General features: G+C 58.9%; 15 protein-coding genes. 8 read left to right on the forward strand and 7 right to left on the reverse strand.

Annotated features, from left to right (window positions below; all coding sequences use genetic code 11):
- Window positions 1-10: 10 nt before the first annotated feature.
- Window positions 11-1,750: a PTS fructose-like transporter subunit IIB gene (locus F8N66_RS06175; protein WP_150769346.1), complete on the forward strand. Its 1,740-nt coding sequence runs from the start codon at window positions 11-13 to the stop codon at window positions 1,748-1,750.
- 136 nt (window positions 1,751-1,886) lie between these two features.
- Window positions 1,887-3,428 carry an alkaline phosphatase D family protein gene (locus F8N66_RS06180; RefSeq protein WP_150769347.1) on the forward strand — a complete coding sequence of 514 codons (1,542 nt, stop codon included), beginning with the start codon at window positions 1,887-1,889 and terminating at the stop codon, window positions 3,426-3,428.
- A gap of 108 nt (window positions 3,429-3,536) precedes the next feature.
- Here the strand turns inward: F8N66_RS06180 and F8N66_RS06190 are convergent, their stop codons facing one another.
- Together F8N66_RS06190 and F8N66_RS06195 are read right to left on the reverse strand one after the other, a co-directional pair.
- On the reverse strand, window positions 3,537-6,065 hold the full coding sequence (locus F8N66_RS06190) for a PepSY domain-containing protein (protein ID WP_150769348.1): 2,529 nt from the start codon (window positions 6,063-6,065) through the stop codon (window positions 3,537-3,539).
- A gap of 254 nt (window positions 6,066-6,319) precedes the next feature.
- Window positions 6,320-8,644 (reverse strand): TonB-dependent receptor, encoded by a 2,325-nt coding sequence (locus F8N66_RS06195; RefSeq protein ID WP_150769349.1) that lies wholly within the window; start codon window positions 8,642-8,644, stop codon window positions 6,320-6,322.
- Window positions 8,645-8,852: 208 nt separating this feature from the next.
- On the opposite strand from F8N66_RS06195, the gene F8N66_RS06200 reads away from it, so the two are divergent.
- The 4 genes from F8N66_RS06200 to F8N66_RS06215 all read left to right on the forward strand — a co-directional run bounded on the left by F8N66_RS06200 (window position 8,853) and on the right by F8N66_RS06215 (window position 13,756).
- Window positions 8,853-9,533, forward strand: a complete 681-nt coding sequence (locus F8N66_RS06200; protein ID WP_150769350.1) for a Fe2+-dependent dioxygenase — start codon at window positions 8,853-8,855, stop codon at window positions 9,531-9,533.
- On the forward strand, window positions 9,530-10,285 hold the full coding sequence (locus F8N66_RS06205; RefSeq protein WP_150769351.1) for a tetratricopeptide repeat protein: 756 nt from the start codon (window positions 9,530-9,532) through the stop codon (window positions 10,283-10,285). The genes F8N66_RS06200 and F8N66_RS06205 overlap by 4 nt, the downstream gene beginning before the upstream one ends.
- Window positions 10,286-10,494: 209 nt before the next feature.
- Window positions 10,495-12,777, forward strand: coding sequence for an alpha-xenorhabdolysin family binary toxin subunit A (locus F8N66_RS06210; RefSeq protein WP_150769352.1), 2,283 nt, complete (start codon window positions 10,495-10,497; stop codon window positions 12,775-12,777).
- A gap of 79 nt (window positions 12,778-12,856) precedes the next feature.
- Window positions 12,857-13,756, forward strand: coding sequence for a hypothetical protein (locus F8N66_RS06215; RefSeq protein ID WP_150769353.1), 900 nt, complete (start codon window positions 12,857-12,859; stop codon window positions 13,754-13,756).
- 45 nt (window positions 13,757-13,801) lie between these two features.
- Here the strand turns inward: F8N66_RS06215 and F8N66_RS06220 are convergent, their stop codons facing one another.
- The 5 genes from F8N66_RS06220 to F8N66_RS06240 form a co-directional block, all read right to left on the reverse strand.
- Window positions 13,802-14,965 carry a type III PLP-dependent enzyme gene (locus F8N66_RS06220; protein ID WP_150769354.1) on the reverse strand — a complete coding sequence of 388 codons (1,164 nt, stop codon included), beginning with the start codon at window positions 14,963-14,965 and terminating at the stop codon, window positions 13,802-13,804.
- Between the two features lie 662 nt (window positions 14,966-15,627).
- Entirely contained in the window at window positions 15,628-16,785 is a 1,158-nt protein-coding gene (locus F8N66_RS06225; RefSeq protein WP_150769355.1) for a betaine/proline/choline family ABC transporter ATP-binding protein, read from the reverse strand.
- On the reverse strand, window positions 16,782-17,435 hold the full coding sequence (locus F8N66_RS06230) for an ABC transporter permease (protein WP_150769356.1): 654 nt from the start codon (window positions 17,433-17,435) through the stop codon (window positions 16,782-16,784). Before F8N66_RS06230 ends, F8N66_RS06225 begins: the two co-directional genes overlap by 4 nt.
- A gap of 12 nt (window positions 17,436-17,447) precedes the next feature.
- Window positions 17,448-18,341 carry a glycine betaine ABC transporter substrate-binding protein gene (locus F8N66_RS06235; RefSeq protein ID WP_150769357.1) on the reverse strand — a complete coding sequence of 298 codons (894 nt, stop codon included), beginning with the start codon at window positions 18,339-18,341 and terminating at the stop codon, window positions 17,448-17,450.
- 20 nt (window positions 18,342-18,361) lie between these two features.
- Window positions 18,362-19,078 (reverse strand): ABC transporter permease, encoded by a 717-nt coding sequence (locus tag F8N66_RS06240; RefSeq protein WP_150769358.1) that lies wholly within the window; start codon window positions 19,076-19,078, stop codon window positions 18,362-18,364.
- A gap of 438 nt (window positions 19,079-19,516) precedes the next feature.
- On the opposite strand from F8N66_RS06240, the gene F8N66_RS06250 reads away from it, so the two are divergent.
- Both F8N66_RS06250 and F8N66_RS06255 read left to right on the forward strand, forming a co-directional pair.
- On the forward strand, window positions 19,517-21,100 hold the full coding sequence (locus F8N66_RS06250; protein WP_150769360.1) for a peptide chain release factor 3: 1,584 nt from the start codon (window positions 19,517-19,519) through the stop codon (window positions 21,098-21,100).
- Window positions 21,101-21,354: 254 nt separating this feature from the next.
- Window positions 21,355-21,813 (forward strand): hypothetical protein, encoded by a 459-nt coding sequence (locus tag F8N66_RS06255; RefSeq protein WP_150769361.1) that lies wholly within the window; start codon window positions 21,355-21,357, stop codon window positions 21,811-21,813.
- The last annotated feature ends 150 nt before the right edge of the window (window positions 21,814-21,963 follow it).

A 21,963-nucleotide genomic window follows, 5' to 3' on the forward strand; every position in this document is an offset into this window, starting at 1 on the left:
AGGGTTGGTCATGAAGTTAGCCATTGTTACTGCCTGCCCGAACGGCATGGTCACCAGTGTGCTGTGCGCGCGTCTGCTGGATGCGGCGGCCCAGCGCCAGGGCTGGAGCACCAGTGTCGAAGTCAGCGATGCGGCACACCCCGAAAGGCAACTGTCGGCGGCCACGATCGAGGCGGCCGAGTGGGTGCTGCTGGTGACCAGCGTGCCGGTGGACATGTCGCGATTCGTCGGCAAGCGTGTGTTCCAGAGCACCCCCGCGCAATCGCTGCAAGATGTCGACGCCGTGCTGCGACGCGGCGCCGAGCAAGCGCAGGTCTACGTGGCGCCCGTCGCCATCGCCGAACCCGCCGCCGTTGCTGGCAACGCCCCGCGACTGGTGGCGGTCACCGCCTGCCCGACCGGCGTCGCCCACACCTTCATGGCGGCCGAGGCCTTGCAGCAGGCGGCCAAGCGCCTGGGCTACGACCTGCAGGTGGAAACCCAGGGCTCGGTCGGCGCGCGCAATCCCTTGAGCGCGCAAGCGATCGCCGAGGCCGACGTGGTGCTGCTGGCGGCGGACATCGAAGTGCCCACCGAGCGTTTCGCCGGCAAGAAGATTTACCGGTGCGGCACGGGCATTGCCCTCAAACAGGCTGAAGCAACCCTGAATAAAGCGCTGGCCGAGGGCGTGCAGGAAAGCGCCTCCACCGGGGCGAAGGGACCGGCGAAGCAAGAAAAGACCGGGGTCTACAAGCACCTGCTGACCGGTGTGTCGTTCATGCTGCCGATGGTGGTGGCGGGCGGCCTGATGATCGCCTTGTCGTTCGTGTTCGGCATCACCGCGTTCAAGGAAGAGGGAACACTGGCGGCAGCGCTGATGCAGATCGGTGGCGACACCGCGTTCAAGCTGATGGTGCCGTTGCTGGCGGGCTATATCGCCTACTCGATCGCCGACCGGCCGGGTCTGGCGCCGGGGATGATCGGTGGCTTGCTGGCAAGTACCCTGGGCGCGGGTTTTATCGGCGGGATCATTGCCGGTTTTATCGCCGGTTATGCGGCCCAGGCGATCAATCGGTATGCGCGGTTGCCGCAAAGCCTCGAAGCGCTGAAGCCGATCCTGATCATCCCGTTGCTCGCCAGTCTGTTCACCGGTCTGGTGATGATCTACGTGGTCGGCAAGCCGGTGGCCGGGATGCTCGCAGGGCTCACGCATTTCCTCGACAGCATGGGCACCACCAACGCGATTCTGCTCGGCGTGCTGCTGGGCGGGATGATGTGCGTCGACCTCGGCGGCCCGATCAACAAGGCGGCGTATGCATTTTCGGTGGGGCTGCTGGCGTCTGCGAGTTACGCGCCGATGGCGGCGACCATGGCGGCGGGCATGGTGCCGCCGATTGGCCTGGGCATCGCCACGTTCATCGCCCGGCGCAAGTTTGCCCAGACCGAACGCGAGGCCGGTAAAGCGGCGCTGGTGCTGGGGTTGTGCTTTATCTCCGAAGGCGCGATTCCGTTTGCCGCCAAGGACCCGCTGCGGGTCATCCCGGCGAGCATCGCCGGTGGTGCGCTGACCGGTGCGTTGTCGATGTATTTCGGCTGCAAACTGATGGCGCCCCATGGCGGTTTATTCGTGATGCTGATCCCGAACGCGATCAATCATGCGCTGCTGTATTTGCTGGCGATCGTGGCGGGGAGTTTGTTGACGGCGGTGGTGTATGCGCTGGTCAAGCGGCCTGAGGCGGTGGAGTTGGCAGTAGAACCCGTCAACGCCTGACACCGATCCCTTGTGGGAGCGAGCCTGCTCGCGAAAGCAGCCTGCCATTGAAATGGATTTGACTGGCACGACGCCTTCGCGAGCAGGCTCGCTCCCACAGGGATCGCGTTTTTACACAGGCATCGGGGAGGACACCATGAGCGAATTCGATCCCGGCCGTCGTCGTGTCATGCAAGCGGTCGGTGCCGGGTTGTTGTTACCGGGGCTGGCGCCAGCGGTGATCGCGTCGGTCAAGGATCGGCCACAACTCACCGATGGTGTGCAATCCGGTGACGTGCTGGGCGATCGCGCGATCATCTGGAGCCGCTGCGATCGTCCGGCGCGGATGGTGGTGGAGTGGGACACCCGCAGCCTGTTTCCCGACCCCCGGCGATTCGTTTCATCCCCGGTCGATGCCGGCACGGACTTCACCGCCCGTGTCGAGCTGTCCGGGCTGCCCGCCGATCAGGCGATTTTCTATCGTGTGCATTTTGAAGATGCCCGCAGCGGCGTCGCCAGCGAGCCCTGGTTTGGCCACCTGCGCAGCGTGCCCCAGACCCGCCGCGACCTGCGTTTCGTCTGGAGCGGGGACACCGCTGGCCAGGGCTTCGGCATCAACCCGGACATCGGCGGCATGCGCATCTACGACGCCATGCGCCTGCGCTTGCCGGACTTCTTTATCCACAGTGGCGACTCCATCTACGCCGATGGCCCCGTGCCGGCGCAGCTTGTCACCGAGGGCGGCCGGGTGTGGCGCAACATCACCACTGAAGCCAAGAGCAAAGTCGCCGAAACCCTCGATGATTACCGGGGCAATTATCGCTACAACCTGATGGACGAGAACATTCGCCGCTTCAACGCCGAAGTGCCGCAGATCTGGCAGTGGGATGACCACGAGGTGGTGAACAACTGGTCGCCAGGCAAGCCATTGGATGGGCGTTACAAGGAGAAAGATATCCACAGCCTGGTGGATCGCGGACGGCAGGCCTGGCTCGAATATTCACCGATGCGCTTGCAGCGCGCCGATGGCGGCGGGCGAATTTATCGCCAGCTCGGCTACGGGCCATTGCTCGATGTGTTCGTGCTCGACATGCGCAGTTATCGCGGCACCAACGACGACAACCTGGGCGATGCCAAACCTTTCCTCGGACGCGAACAACTGGATTGGTTGAAGGCGTCGCTGAAAGCCTCCAGGGCCCAATGGAAAGTGATTGCCGCCGACATGTCGATCGGGCTCGGGGCGCCGGATGGCGAGGTCAGTCCCGGTGTCACGCGCTGGGAGGCGGTGGCCAATGGCGACCCCGGCCCGGCCCGGGGGCGAGAGCTGGAAGTGGCCGAGTTGCTCGGATTTCTACGCGCGCAACAGGTGCGCAATTTCCTGTTCCTGACCGCGGATGTGCACTACTGCGCGGCGCATCATTACCACCCGGATCGCGCGGCGTTCCAGGACTTCGAGCCATTTTGGGAGTTTATTGCCGGACCGTTGAACGCCGGGAGTTTCGGCCCGGATATCCTGGATAAGACCTTTGGGCCTGAAGTGGTTTTCCACAAAGCATCGCCCGTGCAAAACGCTTCGCCGTTTGCCGGTTTTCAATTCTTTGGCGAGGTGAATATCGAGGGGCAGACGGGGGAGTTGAGCGTGGTGTTGCGCGATCTGGAAGGGGTGTTGGTGTTTGAGCAGAAGCTTCAACCCGCATGACAACACCGATCCCCTGTAGGAGCTGCCGAAGGCTGCGATCTTTTGATTTTGTTTTTCAATATCAAAAGATCGCAGCCTTCGGCAGCTCCTACAGGGGCAATGTGGGGGTCAGTAAACGTCGCGGCGGTAGCGGCCCTGTTCGATCAGGCGCTCCACTTCGGCGGCGCCCAGCACCTCGTTGAGCACTTGATCCACGCCCGAGGCCATACCCTGCAAGCTGCCGCAGATGTAGATCACGGCGCCGTCCGCCAGCCATTTTTTCAGTTCATCGGCCGATTCGCGCAGGCGGTCCTGCACGTAGATCTTCTCGGCCTGGTCCCGGGAAAACGCCAGGTCCAGGCGCTGCAAGTCGCCGGAAATCAACCATTCCTCCAGCTCGTCGCGGCACAGGTAATCGTGTTCGCGGTTGCGCTCGCCGAACAACAGCCACTGGCGTTGCTGGCCATCGGCAATCCGTGCCTTGAGCAAACTGCGCAACCCGGCCAGCCCGGTGCCGTTGCCGAGCAGGATCATCGGCAGCGGTTCGTTCGGCAGGTGAAAACCGCTGTTGCGTCGTACCCGCAGGCTGATGCTGCCACCCACCGGCGCGTGTTCGGTGAGCCAGCCAGAGCCGACCCCCAGGCTGCCATCGGAATGCAGTTCCTGGCGCACGATCAGTTCCAGGATGCCGTCGGCGGCGATTGAGGCGATGGAGTATTCGCGCATGGCCAACGGCACGAGGGCATCGGCCAGGGCCTGGGCATGCAGGCCGACCAGATGGCTGCGGTTCTCGGGCAGCTGCCGGCTGGCGAGGGCTTGCTCAAGCGGTTGCGACAAACCATCGTGGGTGATCGTGGCGCGACCGTCGATCCCCAGGCCTTCGAGGAAATGCTCGATGGCCCATGGGCAATTGCGCGGCAACACTTCCACCAGGTCACCGGCCAGCCAACTGCTGCTGGTCGGCGCGCTGAGGCCGAGCAAATAGACGGGTGAGCCGGTGCTGTCCGGGTTGAGCAATTCGCGGCGGGTCAGGGTCCAGTTGTCGTAGCTCGGTGCTTGCCAGGTGTCCACCGGCGCCTGGCCGGTCAGCAGGCCGAGTTGCTGTTGCCAGTGACGCAAGGCGTAAGGGTCGCCACTGTCGACCTCCACCGGGGCGAACAGGGTCTTGCCGCCGTGCTCACCCAGCCAGCCGTGCAAGCGTCGGGCGAAACCGCAGAAGTGCTGATATTGGCGGTCACCGAGCCCAAGCACCGCGTAGTTCAGGCTTTCCAGGCTCAACGCCCGGCCCAGTACCTTGCGCTCGAAACCACGGGCACTGTCTGGCGCTTCGCCGTCGCCGAAGGTGCTGACCACGAACAGCGCGTTGTTCGAGTCACGCAGGTCCTGTTCGCTGACGCTCGCCAGCGGCTGCACTTTCACCGGCAGGCCGGCGGCCTGTAATTGGCCGGCCGTCTGCCACGCCAGCTGTTCGGCAAAGCCGCTCTGGCTGGCGAACCCGATCAGCCACGCGGGGGCGTCGCTGCCCGGTTGGGCGAGACCTTTGCGGGCATCCTTGATCTGGCGTTTCTTGCGCCGACGGTCGAGGTACAGCAACCAGCCGGTGATGAAAAACAGCGGCATGGTCAGGGCGGAGACCGTCAGGATGATGCGTCCGCCGAGACCGAAGTAACTGCCGACGTGCAGCGCGTAGATGCTGGTCAGCAACTGCGCCTTGAAGCTCTTGTCGCTGTAACGGTCGTGGCGCTTGATCACGCCGGTGACCGGATCGAGGGTGATCTGGTTCAGGGCGCGGTCGTGGGGCGAGTCTTTGAGCAGGTAGTAGACAGTGGCCGGTTGTCCGGCCACCGGTGGCATGCGGGTGTTGTAGAAACTCAGGCCCGGACCTGCCGCGCTGTAGATGCTGCTCCACATGGCCGAGTAATCGGCCGTCGGCGCCGGGCCGCCGGGTGCCGGGCCGCGACCGCCGCGAACGCGCTCGGTCTGCGGTGAATCGGAAAGCAATTGGTTCAGGCCCTTGTTGTACCACTCGTACGACCAGGACAGCCCGGTCAGCGCGGCCAGGAGGTAAAACACCAGGCACCAAGTGCCGGCGACCGAGTGCAGGTCCCAGTTGAAGCTACGGCCTTTTTTCTTCCAGTCGAGGGTCAGCCAGGCGCGCCAGCTTTTCCACTGGCGCGGCCAGCGCAGGTACAGGCCGGAGAGGCAGAAAAATACCAGGATCAGCGTGCAGGCGCCGGTGATCTGCCGGCCGGTGTCACCCATGGCGAGGAAGCGGTGCAGTTGCAGCATCAGGCCGAAGAAGTCCTGGCCAGTGGCGTCGCCCAACAGCTCGGCGGTGTACGGATCGAAGAAGCGCATCGGCCCGCGACGCTCCCCCGGTGGCGGGGTGAAGAACGCGCGTGCGGCAATGTCGCTGTCGATATCCACCGACAGCATGGCGATTTTCTTGCCCGTGGCCGCTTCGATTTTTTCGACCAGCTCGGCGGGCGGCAGCACACCGGCGACTTGTTTTTGCACCTGCAACACAGAAGGGTTCAGCGCGTACAGGATTTCATCCTGAAACGAGACCGTGGCCCCGGTGATGCCCATCAGGGCCAGGACCAGTCCGGCGCTGATGCCAAAAAACCAGTGCAACTGGAACAGGGTTTTCTTCAACACGTCGCTCGCCTTGTTCGTTCAAAAATAATCGTCACGGCGCGCATTATGCCGTGGGTTGTCGAGAAACATTCTGTTTACACACAAAAGCCCCGTTCACCTGGGTGAACGGGGCCTGCTGCTGATTTCAACGTTCACTTTCTCCTGTAGGAGCGAGCCTGCTCGCGATAGCGGTGTGTCAGCCAACATCAATGTTGAATATGGCGCCGCCATCGCGAGCAGGCTCGCTCCTACAGTAAGTTGTGATCACCCTTTCATCAGAAGTGGAAGTTGGTGCTCAGCAAGGCAGTACGGCCCGCCGCCTGGTTGGCGAAGTGAGTCGAGAACGCCTTGTCGTAGTAGGTTTCGTCGGTCAGGTTCTGCACGTTCAGTTGCAGGTCGATGTTTTTGGTCAGCTTGTAGGCGGCCATCGCATCGTAGCGAACGTAGGAATCGACCATGGTGGTGTTGGCCACGCTGCCGAACACGTCGTCGACGTAGAACGCACCGCCACCGATGGTCAGCTTCGGCGTGACCTGATAGGTCGTCCACAGGCTGGCGCTGTTTTTCGGCGTGTTCGGCAGTTCATTGCCGTTGTTGGCTCGGTTGGCCGCCAGGTCACCACCATCGACTTGCTCGCTGTCCATGTAGGCGTAACCGGCGAAGACTTGCCATTTGTCGGTGAGCTTGCCGGTGGCCGACAGTTCGAAACCTTGAACGCGGGTTTTACCGACGTTTTCGTACGTCGTGGTGTTGGTTTGCACCCGGGCGTTGTCTTTCTCGGTGCGGAAGATATCGGCGGTCAGCGACAGGCGATCATTGAGCAGATCCCACTTGGTACCGATCTCGTAGTTCTTGGTGGTTTCCGGCTCCATGTCGCTGTTCAGCAAGTTGCCGCTGCGATCCGGGGTGCCACTCAACGGGTTGCCGTCTTGGCCTTCGCCGAGGGTGGCGCCCGGTGGGGTGGCGGACGTGGCGTAGGACGCATAGATACTGCCGTTCTCCGCCGGTTTGTAGACCACGCCGAATTGTCCGGTGACGAATTCACTGACGTCATCGCCTTTGAATGTTGTCGCGCCGTTGGCGGTGTAGGTTTTGTAGTCGGTGTCGAAATGGTCGTAGCGCAGGCCCATGTTCACCAGCCACTGCTCGGACAACTCCAGGGTGTCAAACACATACAGCGCGTAGGTGTTGGCCTTGGTGTCGGTGCCGGCGTAGTTGCGCGAGATCGCGCCGTTCCACGGGTCGCTCGGTGTCGGGCTGGACAGCGAGGTGCAGTTGTAGCCGCTGCGCGGACCGATCAGCGCAGGGCTGCAGTTGGTGGTCGCGGCGGCGGTCGCCGGGGTGGTGTCGGTGTTGACGTTGTACGAGGACTTCTTGCTTTCCTCGCGGCTCAACTCGATACCGGTGGCGAAGCTGTTCTTGAAACCGGCGATGTAGACGTCACCAAACAGATCGGTCTGGTTGGTCGTGGTCTCGGTGTTGCTCACGCGGGTGTTGGCCCGACGCCAGACGGTGCCGTTGTTGACGTTGCCCTTGCTGTCGTCCGGCTGGGTCAGGATGTAATCCTGCATGCTGGTGCCGTGGCGCAGGGTGTTCTTGACGGTCAGCGCGTCGCTCAGGTCGTGCTCGATGGCGATGGTCGCGGTGTCGACGCGGCCTTTGCGGAAGTCACGGTTGTCCAGGCCATAGAAGTTGCTGCTGTCGCCGCCATCTTCCGGCTTGTCCGGGTTGGACTTGGTACGGGCAGCCGAGCCTGCGGTCGGGATCGAGTACGGAATGCCCGAGTCCGGCGTGTCGTTGCTTTCCAGGTGGTAGTAATCGAGGTTGACGCGGGTGTCGGTGCCCAGGCCGAAGGCCAGCGATGGCGCGACGCCCCAGCGATCGTAATCGACACTGTCGCGGCCGGCGACGTTGCTTTCGTGGCTCATCAGGTTCAGACGGCCGGCAACGCTGTCGGAGAACTGATAGTTGCCGTCCATGGTGTAGCGCTGGGTCTGGTCCGAACCCCAGGTAAAGCCACCGTCGAACGAGTTGCCCAGGTGCGCTTTCTTGCTCACCAGGTTGATGCTGCCGCCTGCCGCGCCGCGACCGCCGATGGCCGAGTTCGGGCCTTTGCTGACTTCGATCGATTCAACGGCAAAGATTTCGCGGCTCTGCGAACCGGTATCGCGCACGCCGTCCAGGTAGGTGTCGCCCTGGGCATCGAAGCCGCGAATGAAAGGGCGGTCGCCCTGCGGGTTGCCGCCTTCGCCGGCACCGAACGTGATGCCTGGCACGGTGCGCAGTGCGTCCTGCATGTTCATCGCGCCAGTGTCCTTGAGGACTTGCTGCGGGATGACCGTGATCGAGCGTGGAGTGTCGACCAGGGGGGCGGTGTACTTGGGCGAGGAGGCTTTTTCGACGTTGTAGGAAGTCGCGTCCTGGGCTTCGCCGGTGATCGCGGTAGCGCCCAGCGAAAGGGTAGTGCTTGGCGCTTTCTCGTCGGTTTTTTCAGCCGCGAAAACCATGTGGCCCGCAGAGCCGGCAGTGATTGCCACGCCGATGGCAGAGGCGAGCAGGCGTGGTGAACTGACCGGTAGTTGTGGGTGCTGACGTGACATTTTTTATTCCCCTCCCCAAGGATTTGAGGCGGCGAAATATAGGGTAGACGCGTCTTTGTATCAATTGCGAAACGTTACTATTTGCATTGAATTTACATTCTTTACAATTTAACCTTACGGTTTTTACTGTTTCGTTCGTCTACCGGGTTTTACATAGGCAATAAGAATCAATACCATTGGCGCCCCTTGGTTCTCAGGCGTCCTTCCCATGTTGCTGCACATTCCTGGCTTGTTCGACAAAGAAGAAGTGCAGCGCATTCGTGAGGCCCTGGAGCAGGCCGATTGGGCCGACGGCAAGATCACCGCGGGTTACCAGTCGGCCAAGGCCAAGCACAATCTGCAATTGCCGGAAGGTCATCCGCTGGCCAAGGAGATTGGCGCAGCCATGCTGGAGCGGCTGTGGAACAATCCGCAGTTCATGTCAGCGGCGCTGCCGCATAAAGTCTTTCCCCCGCTGGTGAACTGTTACACCGCCGGTGGCAGTTTCGACTTCCATATCGACAATGCCGTGCGCCAGCCCAAGGGCAGCATTGAACGGGTGCGCACCGATCTGTCGGCGACGCTGTTCTTCAGCGAGCCCGAGGATTACGACGGCGGCGAGCTGGAAATCCAGGACACCTACGGTACGCAACGGGTGAAATTGCCCGCTGGCGACATGGTGCTGTACCCCGGCACCAGCCTGCATAAGGTCAATGTCGTGACCCGAGGCGCGCGTTACGCCTCGTTCTTCTGGACCCAAAGCCTGGTGCGTGAAGACAGCCAGCGTGCCCTGTTGTTCGAGATGGACGGCGCGATCCGGCAACTGACGCACGATGTTCCGGATCACCCTTCGCTGATCCGCCTGACCGGGACTTACCACAACCTGCTGCGTCGCTGGGTCGAGGTATGAGCTTCCAATTGCGCCGCGAAGAAGTCCTTGACGGTCAACAGCTCAAGGCCATGCTCGATGAAAGCCCGGCGCGTGCCGCGCAGGCGATTCTGCTGGCGGCCCGTGAGGGGCTTGTCGATGCGCAGGCATTGCTCGGACAGATTCTGCTGGACGGGCAGGGCATTGCCCGGGATCAGCCGCTGGCCGTGCGCTGGTTCGACATCGCCGCCCGACAAGGGCACCTGATGGCGCGCAACATGCTGGGTCGCTGTCATGAGCAGGGTTGGGGCTGTACCGCCGATGCCACCGTCGCGGCCGGGCACTACCGCCAGGCCGCCGATGCCGGGCTGGACTGGGCGCTTTACAACCTCGCCAATCTACTCGCTACAGGACGCGGTGTTGCCGAAGATCAGGTGCAAGCGTTGGCACTTTACCGACGTGCGGCAGCGTTGGGTCACGCTAAGTCGATGAACCTGGTCGGCCGTTACCTGGAGGAAGGGCGATTTTGTGTCGCGGACTCATTAGCCGCCATGGAGTGGTACAGGCGCTCGGCCGAATACGGGGACTTTCGAGGCCAGTTCAGTTATGGAACGCTCCTGTTCCAGCAAGGAAAGGTCGATTCGGCTTTGTATTGGCTTGATAAAGCGTTGTTGGCCGGTAATTCCAACTTCCTTCGCGTCGCTGCGGCCACTTTGCGGCAACTGGGTTTAGATGCGTTAGCCAGAGACTACAATGAACGGGAACTGTATCTTGACGGAAGTAGGCTCGGTTGAATTGCTCGAACATTGAGTGTTCGAATGTTGACGTGTTTCATTGCCTCTAAAGTTTTACGGCGGACCTTTAGTATTATTTGTTAATGGTTGTTCTGATTGGTGCTTTGACAGTGATAAAGGCGTGGCATAAATTCGGTTTAAGGCTGATGGATCAGTCTTGAATTGAAATTCAATAGTGGCGTACTTTATTACTTGTCAAGGGACTATATATGAACGATGGAGCGTTGTGGGACAAGGCACTGGAAGGTGCCGATCAAGAAAAGATCTCAATGTTTGCCGTTGAAGTGCCGAAAGTTTTGGCGCAGGTGTCTACAGGTGTGGGTCATGAGGTCGTACGCAAGACCGGGTTGATACTGACTAAAGAGCAGATCATCAGCATCAAGAAATACGTGGCAATTGGATTGGCCTTTCCCACTACCCGCAAAGGTGTCGCTGATTTTCTGCGCTACGCGCCTTCTGAAAACGGTGGCCCCGGTTTGACAGTGGAAGATTTCCTGAGCACGTTCGTAATGATATCCAGGCACGCCGAGATGTGGTCACCGCTGCGGCATCGAATCATGTTGACCGGCACCGACCTGAAGCTATTCGGCAGTAAGATGCAGATCTGGGGTGAGGCCATGCAGGGACTTTGCAACAGTGATGCGGCCATTCAATTGATTGATACCCACAAGGTCAGAACTCTTGAAGACCTCAATGCACTGAAGCTCGACTGGCCTGGTGTATTTCCCGGGGTTGAACTGGCCGCCGATACAGTTCCGGAGTTGAATGAATATCTGCAAGATATTCGAGTGAAGGCACGCGAATATCATAAGAAAGCCGATGCAATAAAAGTTGACTTGGATGCATTTGGTGATGAGCTGGAAAAAAAAGTCATTCCTGAAATAAAAGTCCGATTGGCGCTTATCGGGAGCAATAGGTACCCCAGTGACATAGTCGCCCTCGACAAGAAAATTACCGAACGGGCTGTTGAAATCGAAGAGCTGAACTCTAGATACCGGACCCTGGTTGAAAAATCCTTGGGGGCGGCGGCGATGTTAAATATCGTCGGCTTGGGAATGGCGATCTATTTCGGCGTGGAAGCTGAAAACATTCGGGCCCAAAGAAAGAGGGTCAATGCAGAGCAGGAAGCCGATATACGGAGTCTGGAAAGCAAGGAAAGGACCCTGGCTTCTTTGAAACGTGTGGAGTTGGATCTGCAGAATGCCAAGATCGTGGCGATTGACGCGGAAGTCGCGACCAACAATCTCCGGTTCGTCTGGAACAGCATCGAGCGTTACATCGATGATTCCGAACAGTCGATGGGTGCCATTAAAGATGGTCTGAGGCTTTCAAGGTTTATGTCAAAGTTCAATGAAGTCGTAGATTCCTGGAAAAAGGTTGCCGACGTGGCCGACCAGTTGGTCGAGGTCTTCGACCAGGCAGATCAGGAATACAAAGCAAACAACAATGGAGCAGTACGCATGGCGCGGTTTGCAGCCCTTACGTCGGCCGGGCCTGCAGACAATCTGCAGATTAATCCTGAGGTACTGTCGGGCGCCAAACGGCAAATGCGCCAGGATCGTGCCAAGCTTGATGCGTTATATCAAATTCTCGATTATCTGCCCGGTGTGTATGAGCGTTTTGCAGGTTTGGTGGATAACGTGTTTAACAGTCATCGAACGCTTCAGGAGTCGGCGATTAACAGTCATGAAAAGCTGGAGCGAGCTGCAAAAGCTTTAACGGTACTGAAAAATGAACTCGCGCGGGAAATGGCAGGGAAAACCGTTGACTCGCTCGTCGATGAAATCATCAACGACTGTCATGAAGAGCTGTCAGTTGTTTATGCTTCGGTGGAGAAGGATGCCGCTGCGATCGAAGGTGCCTACGCTTTGATCTCGGTCATGTTCGACAGGGATCAGACCGTGCCTGTGATGTCTGCATTGACGGAAGAGGTCATTGTCCTTGAGAAAACCAGGAAGGAACTTGAGGAATCCTCGACCAAAATTCGCGCGGATTTAAAAGTGATCACGGATGCCATCAGCGCCTTGGAAAAGAAAGGCCTTGAAGACGTGGGCAAGGAAGTTAACTTGACCATCGACAAAATCAACGGCCTGGGTATGGCCCCCCCACAAGTTGAAATCGTAAAACTCGCCATCGAGCAATTGCAGAGGTCCATCGCCAGCCTTGCTGAAGGCGTTTCATTCATGTTTATGCTGGCCGAGAGTCAAAAGCTTCGTGCTAACTTAAATGAATGCAATGCGAAGATAGCCAGTTATGATGCGGGTATTGTGACGTCGAATAAAAAAATTGAATATATTCAAACCGTCTATCGAATGGACGATCAAAGCTCGCTGTATGCGACTGAATTCAAGCATACGGCTTTAGCCTTCAAGAATTTCCTGACGATCATTGCACCTGCATCAGGTGATGTTATTCAGCGTGTTGACAAGTTCTTTGAAGCAGTTCCTCCATTTTTGACACGAATTTCGCCATTGACATCGCCGGGCGCCTAGGTGCCGATTTCTTTCTGATGGATGCCGATAATCCTTAGGGTTGTCGGCATTCTATCTGCCTATAAAGAGGGTGATAATTGTGCCTGACTATTTACTGAATGAAGAAGATTTCAAGAGCCTCAAAGCGTACATCAATTTTTTAAATGAACTTCCTCCTGCACTGAAAGTAATCGAAGCGTTTACCGAGAGTATACGCAGACAAGGTCATCAGATGCTGGCGCCGCCGGATGCGCACATGCTTTTACAGGCTGCGCAGGGAAATGCCGGATCTTGGCAGGCGATTAGAATGTCAATTCCGCTGATTGGCCAAGGCGTCGGGCAGGCGGTGCGAGACACCCGGTTATTTATTGAGGAGTTCCACATTTATATTAAAAACCCAGTGAACGGCAAAACCCGATTTCTCGATATGGATATAGGGCATTTTAGCCTGACGACTTCTCATCGATGGGGCCGTGAGGCACCGGTTAATGTCAGTGATCTTTTGCGCGCTCTCTTTAACGGTTTGCTGAACGTTGAACAAGCGATTCTGAGTTTCATGTCTGCCGTGACTTCGATTGGTATATCGCTCCATGGCATCTTCATCAGATTTATAGAGTCGCTGACATTGGAGTTGTGCTCTTGTGACAAGACCACATCGAAAATCGAAGCCTATTACGGCCTTGGAAAAGTCGAATTGCCAGGTATGCAACTTGACCTCCAACGGCCCTACTCGGAGCAAGAAAGGATGGCCAATGCCCGTGAGCATATCGCCCGATTGAGAAGCATGCATCTTCATGCGACATCAGCGGTGGATAACCTCACCGACTTTTGCTATCGGCTCCAGTACTTGCTGGCAGATGCCCGGGGTGAACTGCAGGCTGACCATCCTGCGCAGACCCTGGTCCGCTTGGGTATCAGGCTGAATTTCGTCCGCGACTCACTTGTCGAGGTCAACCCTATGACTGAGCGTTTGCTGGAAATATCAAAGCGCCTCAGATAAAAAAAAGCCCATGACACGTCATGGGCTTTTCGCTTGCAGCTGCCCTTATACGTAGAAGGACTTCAAAGGCGGGAAGCCGTTGAATTCAACTGCGCTGTAGCTGGTGGTGTACGCACCGGTCGACAGCCAGTACAGGCGGTCACCGATGGCCAGGTTCAACGGCAGGCCGTACTTGTAGTTTTCGTACATGATGTCGGCACTGTCGCAGGTCGGGCCGGCGATCACGACTTCTTCCATCTCGCCTTTCTTTTCGGTCCAGATCGGGAACTTGATGGCTTCGTCCATGGTTTCGATCAGGCCGGAGAACTTGCCCACGTCCGTGTACACCCAACGCTCGACGGCGGTACGGGATTTACGCGCGACCAGTACCACTTCACTGACCAGGATGCCGGCGTTGGCGATCAGCGAGCGGCCTGGCTCGAGGATGATTTCCGGCAGGTCGTCGCCGAAGTCTTCCTTGAGGAAACGGATGATTTCCTCGGCGTAGGTTTCCAGGCTGTTGGTGCGGGTGATGTAGTTGGCCGGGAAGCCGCCGCCCATGTTGATCAGCTTGAGGTGGATGCCGTCTTCTTCTTTCAGGCGTTCGAAGATCACTTTGACCTTGGCGATCGCCGCGTCCCAGACGCTGATGTCACGCTGTTGCGAGCCCACGTGGAACGAGATGCCGTAAGGCACCAGGCCCAGGTCACGAGCGAGGATCAGCAGGTCCATGGCCATGTCGGTCTGGCAGCCGAATTTGCGCGACAGCGGCCAGTCGGCGGTGGTCGAGCCTTCGGTCAGGATGCGTACGTAGACTTTCGAGCCCGGTGCAGCCTTGGCAATGTTGCGCAGGTCGGCTTCGGAGTCGGTGGAAAACAGACGCACGCCCTTCTCGTAGAAGTAGCGGATGTCCTTGGATTTCTTGATGGTGTTGCCGTAGCTGATGCGGTCAGCGCTGACGCCGCGGTCCAGCACTTTGTCCAGCTCGTAGATCGAGGCGATGTCGAAGCTCGAGCCTTTTTCCTTGAGCAGGTCGATGATTTCCACGGCCGGGTTGGCCTTGACCGCGTAGTAGACCTTGGCGAATTCGAAACCGGCGCGCAGGTCATCGTAGGCCTGGCTGATCATCGCGGTGTCGATCACCACGAACGGGGTTTCTTGCTTGTCGGCGAACGCCTTCATTTTGTCAAAAGTGGCGCGCGCGAAATAATCTTCGACCTGGATCGACATGCTGGGATCTCCTACTGGCAAACTGAAATTATCAATGGGTGCAAATGAACGTCCTCCGTATCCCCACTTTGGTTCGCCTACTTCCCAAGGCATGTCGCCGAAAGCAAAAAGGCCATGGGAAGCGGTGCTTTCCCTTGGCCTTGCTGTCTCGTCGTCAGTACTTGAGCCGGATGGATCGTTTCCAGCATGGACGTTCGGCGCGAACTTTAGGGCGTGAGGGGCTTGAGATCAACAAAAAATGTCGCGTTTTTGCACTTGTCTGACGCACGTTGCCGTCAGCTCACTTTGTACTGGACACAGATGACAGGCCGATGTTCCCGAAGAATTGCGAAGTGTTAAAAATAGCTGCACGTTCGATGCTTTTGCCAGCGAACTTCTAGATAACTGCGATCGCGGCAACTTCGGCGACGATGGCTGAGAAAAGGTCCTGTGGGCAGTGGTTTTCTTAATGTGCGGGAAATTTCGGAGGGTTGTTGATGCAATCCGGTGTTGATATTTCTTATCGGCGTGGGCGGGAAGAAAAACTGGACTCGCGAAAGGGCCTTTCACTGAACGGGTGTGTTGATCATGAACTAGCCTTCGCGAGCAAGCCCGCTCCCACACTTGAATTGTGATCGACACAAATCCCATGTGGGAGCGGGCTTGCCCGCGAAGGCGTCAGATCAGGCGACCACGGCCTCGGCGGGCGAAACAATGCTGGTCTTCCCGCCACGTGACTTCCCGGAACTGAGGTACTCGGCAATCGACTCCTGCGTCACCTCCCCCAAAAACACCCGCTCAGCATTCATCACCGGCAGCCACGCCCGATTGAACTCGTACATCCGCGACAAAAGGATGCGCAGATGCTCGTCGTACGCCGCCGTGGCATTGAATTCACGAAGGTATTGTCCACAACTGCCCGTCTGGCGGTGCAGGTCGCGACGTCTTACGTAACCCAGCGCCTTATTCTCAGCGTCGGTGACCACCACATAACGCCGGTCATGCTCATCCATCAGTTCCAGCGCCTCGGCCACCGGTGTTTGCGGGCTGACGGACGGCGCGTTGTCCGCCGCGTCTTCGGCCTTCACCAGTAGCAGGCGCTTGAGGGTGCTGTCCTGGCCGACGAAGTTGCTGACGAAATCATCCACCGGATGCGCGAGCAGGGTGTCCGGGTGGTCGATCTGCAGCAGCTTGCCGGCACGGAAGATGGCGATTTTGTCGCCCAGCTTGATCGCCTCGTCGATGTCGTGGCTGACCATGATCACGGTCTTGTTCAGCGCGCGCTGCATCTCGAAAAACTCGTTCTGGATCATTTCGCGGTTGATCGGGTCGACTGCGCCAAACGGCTCGTCCATCAGCAACAGCGGCGCATCGGCCGCCAGCGCCCGGATCACGCCAATTCGCTGCTGCTGGCCGCCGGACAGCTCCCGTGGATAGCGGTGCAAATACTGCTTGGGCTCAAGCTTGATCATGCTCATCAGTTCGCGGGCGCGGTCGTGGCATTTGTGTTTGTCCCAGCCGAGCAGTTTCGGTACGACCACGATGTTCTCTTCGATGGTCATGTTCGGGAACAGGCCGATCTGCTGGATCACGTAACCGATGTTGCGCCGCAGGGTCACGGCGTCGAGGTCGGTGGTGTCTTCGCCGTTGATCAGGATCTTGCCCGAGGTCGGCTTGATCAGGCGGTTGATCATTTTCAGGGTGGTGCTCTTGCCGCAGCCCGATGGCCCGAGGAACACGCAGATCTCGCCTTCATTGACGGTCAGGCTCACCGAGTCCACGGCTTTGACGTCTTTGCCGTTGCTTTGGAAGGTCTTGCTGAGGTTTTGAAGTTCGATCATTTCAGGAGTCCTTTTGGGGTCAGCGAACGTTGCAGCCATTGCAGAAGCAGGTCGGCGAAGATGGCCAGCAGGCTGACCAGCACGGCGCCGACGATCAGCATCGACATGTCGCTGCGGCTGATGGAAGCGAGGATGAGCACGCCAAGGCCGCCGGCACCGATGGTTGCGGCGATAGTCATGACACCAATATTCATGACCACGGCAGTGCGCACGCCGGCGAGGATCACCGGCAGGGCGATGGGCAACTCGACCATGCGCAGGCGCTGGCCGAAGGTCATGCCGATGCCGCGGGCGGCTTCGCGAATGCCCGGTTCGACGCCGGTCAGGGCGAGGTAGGTGTTGCGCATGATCGGCAGCAGCGAATACAGGAACACCGCGGTGATCGCCGGCATCGGGCCGAGGCCCTGACCGAACTTTGAATAGAACGGCAGCAACAGGCCGAACAGCGCAATCGACGGGACGGTCAGCAGCACCGTGGCGCTGGCCTGCAAGGGGCCGGCGAGGCTCGGGAAGCGGGTCATCAGGATGCCCAGCGGCACGCCGACCACAATCGCCAGGGTCACGGCGATGCCGACCAGGGTGATGTGCTGCCAGGTCAGGTGCATCACCTGCTGCCAGTCGAGATGGGAAAAGGCGTTCAGGAATTCCATGGCTTTTCCTCCTCAGTTGATGGGGTGTTGGCGCAGAAAGTCGGCGGCCACGGCGGATGGGCTTTCGTGATCGACATCAACTCGCGCGTTGAGCTGGCGCATGGTGTCGTCGTCGAACAGTTCGGCCAGCGGCTTGAGTTCTTCGGCGAGTTTCGGGTGAGCATCGAGAAACGCCTGACGCACCACGGGCGCTGCGGTGTAGTCCGGGAAGTAGTGCTTGTCGTCCTCCAGCAACTTGAGCTTGAAGGCGTTCAAACGGCCGTCGGTGGTGTAGACCAGGCCGGCAAACACCTGGCCGTTGCGCAGTGCGGTGTAGACCAGGCCGGCGTCCATCTGGCGGATGTTGTTGCGGGTCAGGTTCATGTCGTACAGCTTGACCATGCCGTCCAGGCCGTCCGAACGGTTGGCGAACTCGGTGTCCAGCGCCACCAGGTGGTTAGTCCTCGCCTCATCGTGCAGCACCGTGTTCAGCTCGCTGATGGTGCTGATTTGCGGGTACTGGTCAGCGACGTTTTTCGGCAGGGCGAGGGCGTAGGTGTTGCTGAATTTCGACGGGGTGAGCCAGATCAGTCCTTTCTTGGCGTCGAGTTCTTTCACTCGGGCGTAGGACTGTTCGCTGTCGAGTTTTTCAGTGACATGGTTGTAGGCCACCAGCGACACGCCGGTGTATTCCCAGAGCATGTCCAGTTGTCCGCTCTCGTGGGCGCTGCGGGCCAGGTTGCTGCCCAGGCCTCCCGTCACTTGGGCGTCGTAACCCTTGGTACGCAGGTACTGCGACGTGATTTCCGCCAGCAGGGTCTGTTCGGTGAACACCCGGGCGCCGATGCGGATCAGCGGTTTTTCAGCGGCTTGGGCAAATCCGGCGAACAGCAGGACGCAGCCTAGTAAAAAGCTTGATGTCTTCATGAGAATTCCTTTGCCGGGGCTTAAGACGGGCGCAAACCGCGTTCGAGCCAGAGGCGGCTGGCCATCGTCACCAGGCCGTCGAGCAACAGGGCCAGCAGGGCGGTGCAGGCCGCGCCGAGCAGCAGTTGCGGCTGATTGTTCAAGGCGATGCCGGGGAAAATCAGGCTGCCAAGGCTGTTGGCGCCGATCAGGAACGCCAGCGGCGCGGTCCCGACATTGATCGCCAGGGCCACGCGCACGCCACCGATGATGATCGGCACGGCGTTCGGCAGTTCGACTTTCCACAACACCTGGCGCGGGGTCATGCCGATGCCGACGGCGGCTTCCTTGAGCGAGCCCTGAACGTTTTTCAGGCCTTCATAGGTGTTGCGCACGATGGGCAGCAAGGAGGCCAGGAACAGGGCGAAGATCGCCGGGCCGCTGCCGATGCCGAGCACGCCCAGGGCGATGGCGAGTACGGCCAGCGGCGGAATGGTGTTGCCGATGTTGAAGATTTGCATGAAGCGTTCGGCGCGCGCGACCCGGGTCGGACGGCTGAGGAAGATGCCGGCGGGAATGCCCACGACAAGGGCGGCCAGCATGGAGGCGAGGACGAGGATCAGATGAGCTTGCAGGTAAAACAACAAATCGTCGCGGTAGTGTTCGATCGTGTTGATGCCGATCCAGTGGACCAGCAGGGCCAGGAGGGCGATTACCAGCGCGCCTCCTGTCAGCCCTTTGCCATAGTGGATAGCCACAGGCGGACTCCTTTTTTTCTTTGTCGGCGAACGCAGTCCCGTGTGGCATGCCATTCCTGGCTGCCGGAAAACGTTCGCGAGAAGCAGCTCCTGCCGGGCGCGGTCCCCTGTAGGAGCGAGCCTGCTCGCGAAAAACGTCCAGACAACGCGTACTTTCAGGTACTCAGCGTTATCGTTAACGTCCATCGCGAGCAGGCTCGCTCCTACAGGGGTAGGCGTACGGCTTCTGAGCCATTTGCGCAGCCTCGTCAGGCCAACTTGCCGATGTTTCAGCCCCCGACGAGTGGTCGTAACAGGGGAGTGGACGTCTCCGTGCTTTAAAAGGTTCCCATCTGAAGCAGCATTTGGCCACCCCGGATGTGCTCAACGGTTCGGTTATTGATTGAAGTTGGGCTATAATCTGCGCCCTTTTTTGAATCACCTGCCAGGCGATTTCCCATGACCAAACAGGCCGCCGAAGTCGCGAAACGCCGCACTTTCGCCATTATTTCCCACCCCGACGCCGGTAAAACCACCATCACCGAAAAGCTCTTGCTGATGGGCAAGGCGATTGCGGTGGCCGGTACGGTGAAATCCCGTAAGTCCGACCGCCATGCCACCTCCGACTGGATGGAAATGGAGAAGCAGCGGGGTATCTCGATTACCACATCGGTCATGCAGTTCCCGTATCGCGAGCACATGATCAACCTGCTCGACACCCCGGGCCACGAAGACTTCTCCGAAGACACCTACCGCACCCTGACCGCGGTGGACTCGGCGTTGATGGTGCTCGACGGCGGTAAGGGCGTAGAGCCACGGACCATCGCCCTGATGGACGTTTGCCGTCTGCGCGACACGCCGATCGTCAGCTTCATCAACAAACTCGACCGTGACATCCGCGACCCGATCGAGCTGCTCGACGAAATCGAAGCGGTCCTGAAGATCAAGGCCGCGCCGATCACCTGGCCGATCGGTTGCTACCGTGATTTCAAGGGCGTGTATCACCTCGCCGACGACTACATCATTGTCTACACCGCCGGTCACGGCCACGAGCGCACCGAAACCAGGATCATCGAGAAACTCGATTCCGATGAAGCCCGCGCCCACCTGGGCGACGAGTACGAGCGTTTCATCGAGCAGCTGGAACTGGTGCAGGGCGCCTGCCACGAGTTCAACCAGCAGGAATTCCTCGACGGCCAGCTGACCCCGGTGTTCTTCGGTACCGCGCTGGGCAACTTCGGTGTCGACCATGTCCTCGACGCCGTGGTCGACTGGGCGCCGCGTCCGCTGCCACGCGTGGCCAACGAGCGCACCGTGGAGCCGGTGGAAGAGAAGTTCTCGGGCTTCATTTTCAAGATCCAGGCGAACATGGACCCCAAGCACCGCGACCGCATCGCCTTCATGCGCATTTGCTCGGGCAAGTACGAAAAAGGCATGAAGATGCGCCATGTGCGCACCGGCAAGGACGTGCGCATCGGCGACGCCCTGACGTTCTTCTCCTCCGAGCGTGAGCAACTGGAAGAAGCCTTCGCCGGCGACATCATCGGTCTGCACAACCACGGCACCATCCAGATCGGCGACACCTTCAGCGAAGGCGAAGTCCTGGGCTTCACTGGCATCCCGCACTTCGCCCCGGAGCTGTTCCGTCGCGTACGCCTGCGTGATCCGCTGAAATCCAAGCAACTGCGCCAGGGCCTGCAACAGCTGGCCGAAGAAGGCGCGACCCAGGTGTTCTTCCCTGAGCGCAGCAACGACATCATCCTCGGCGCCGTCGGCGTGCTGCAGTTCGATGTGGTCGCCAGCCGCCTGAAAGAGGAATACAAGGTCGAGTGCTCCTACGAGCCCATCACCGTCTATTCCGCGCGCTGGATCGAATGCAGCGACAAGAAGAAGCTCGAGGAATTCTCCAACAAGGCCGTGGAAAACCTGGCACTGGACGGCGGCGGTCACCTGACCTATCTGGCGCCGACCCGGGTCAACCTGGCGTTGATGGAAGAGCGCTGGCCAGACGTGAAATTCCGTGCGACGCGTGAGCATCATTGATTTTCAAGTGCACGGTGTAAGTGCGATGGCGGCTCAATAGGGCCGTCGAGCAAGTGTCAGCTCTATCCAGGAACCCGCTGTGAAAACAGCGGGTTTTTTGTGTGTTGTCAAAATGCAGAACATGACGCGGTGCCTGCGATGCATTAAATCTCCCTGACGTCTACTGTCAGGTTTGACAGTAGACGTCAGGGAGGGCACGCCCTATAACCGCTCAATGGGATTGTCCCGACACTTGAACTTGCAGGTGAGCGGTTATGACTGAAAAATCGAACAGAATGACGACTGGAATGATGTTTGCCCGTGTAAATAACACGCTCGACTTTATGACCAAGACAGTTGAATTTACCGTCGATCAGGGAACACCCAGCGCGCTCAGGTTGGAAGGTCGAGGGTATAAAGGAAGTCAGATAACTCACTATTTTTATGACTTCAGCACGCTTGCAGTAGGCGTGGAAATGCCGCTCGGACAAGATCGGAAGTTTGTGTCTTCCCGCTATCGGGACTGCAACGGTCGGCTCTGGGAGCCAATATCAGGGAGTATCAAGTTCTTGACGCTAGACCTTGTAACGGATGAGGTCGTTGTTTTGTATGATTTCAAAGCCCTTCCACAGAACGGCTCTCTTCCTGAGATTGACGTGTATGGTGCAGGGATCTTTAAAGGCCTTGTCGTTAGCGCTGAGGCTCTATCCGCTCCAGACCGCTGCCAACACTAATCTGTTGCTTGAGCTGCTCCAGAATACTTACCAGACGGTTACGCCGAATCGGTGCCATGCGTTGCCTCGTGGCGGCTTGGTAACCGTTCGCATGATCGAATGTGCTTTTTCTTCGTGAGCGGGTTCGCTCTTGTAATCCCTTTCAACGTC

Source organism: Pseudomonas fluorescens (assembly GCF_902498195.1).
Taxonomy (GTDB): domain Bacteria; phylum Pseudomonadota; class Gammaproteobacteria; order Pseudomonadales; family Pseudomonadaceae; genus Aquipseudomonas; species Aquipseudomonas fluorescens_BU.

Coding starts and splice junctions, on each gene's coding strand:
- F8N66_RS06175 (WP_150769346.1), top strand. CDS start 11: ATGAAGTTAGCCATTGTTACTGCCTGCCCGAACGGCATGGTCACCAGT.
- F8N66_RS06180 (WP_150769347.1), top strand. CDS start 1,887: ATGAGCGAATTCGATCCCGGCCGTCGTCGTGTCATGCAAGCGGTCGGT.
- F8N66_RS06195 (WP_150769349.1), bottom strand. CDS start 8,644: ATGTCACGTCAGCACCCACAACTACCGGTCAGTTCACCACGCCTGCTC.
- F8N66_RS06200 (WP_150769350.1), top strand. CDS start 8,853: ATGTTGCTGCACATTCCTGGCTTGTTCGACAAAGAAGAAGTGCAGCGC.
- F8N66_RS06205 (WP_150769351.1), top strand. CDS start 9,530: ATGAGCTTCCAATTGCGCCGCGAAGAAGTCCTTGACGGTCAACAGCTC.
- F8N66_RS06210 (WP_150769352.1), top strand. CDS start 10,495: ATGAACGATGGAGCGTTGTGGGACAAGGCACTGGAAGGTGCCGATCAA.
- F8N66_RS06220 (WP_150769354.1), bottom strand. CDS start 14,965: ATGTCGATCCAGGTCGAAGATTATTTCGCGCGCGCCACTTTTGACAAA.
- F8N66_RS06225 (WP_150769355.1), bottom strand. CDS start 16,785: ATGATCGAACTTCAAAACCTCAGCAAGACCTTCCAAAGCAACGGCAAA.
- F8N66_RS06230 (WP_150769356.1), bottom strand. CDS start 17,435: ATGGAATTCCTGAACGCCTTTTCCCATCTCGACTGGCAGCAGGTGATG.
- F8N66_RS06235 (WP_150769357.1), bottom strand. CDS start 18,341: ATGAAGACATCAAGCTTTTTACTAGGCTGCGTCCTGCTGTTCGCCGGA.
- F8N66_RS06250 (WP_150769360.1), top strand. CDS start 19,517: ATGACCAAACAGGCCGCCGAAGTCGCGAAACGCCGCACTTTCGCCATT.
- F8N66_RS06255 (WP_150769361.1), top strand. CDS start 21,355: ATGACTGAAAAATCGAACAGAATGACGACTGGAATGATGTTTGCCCGT.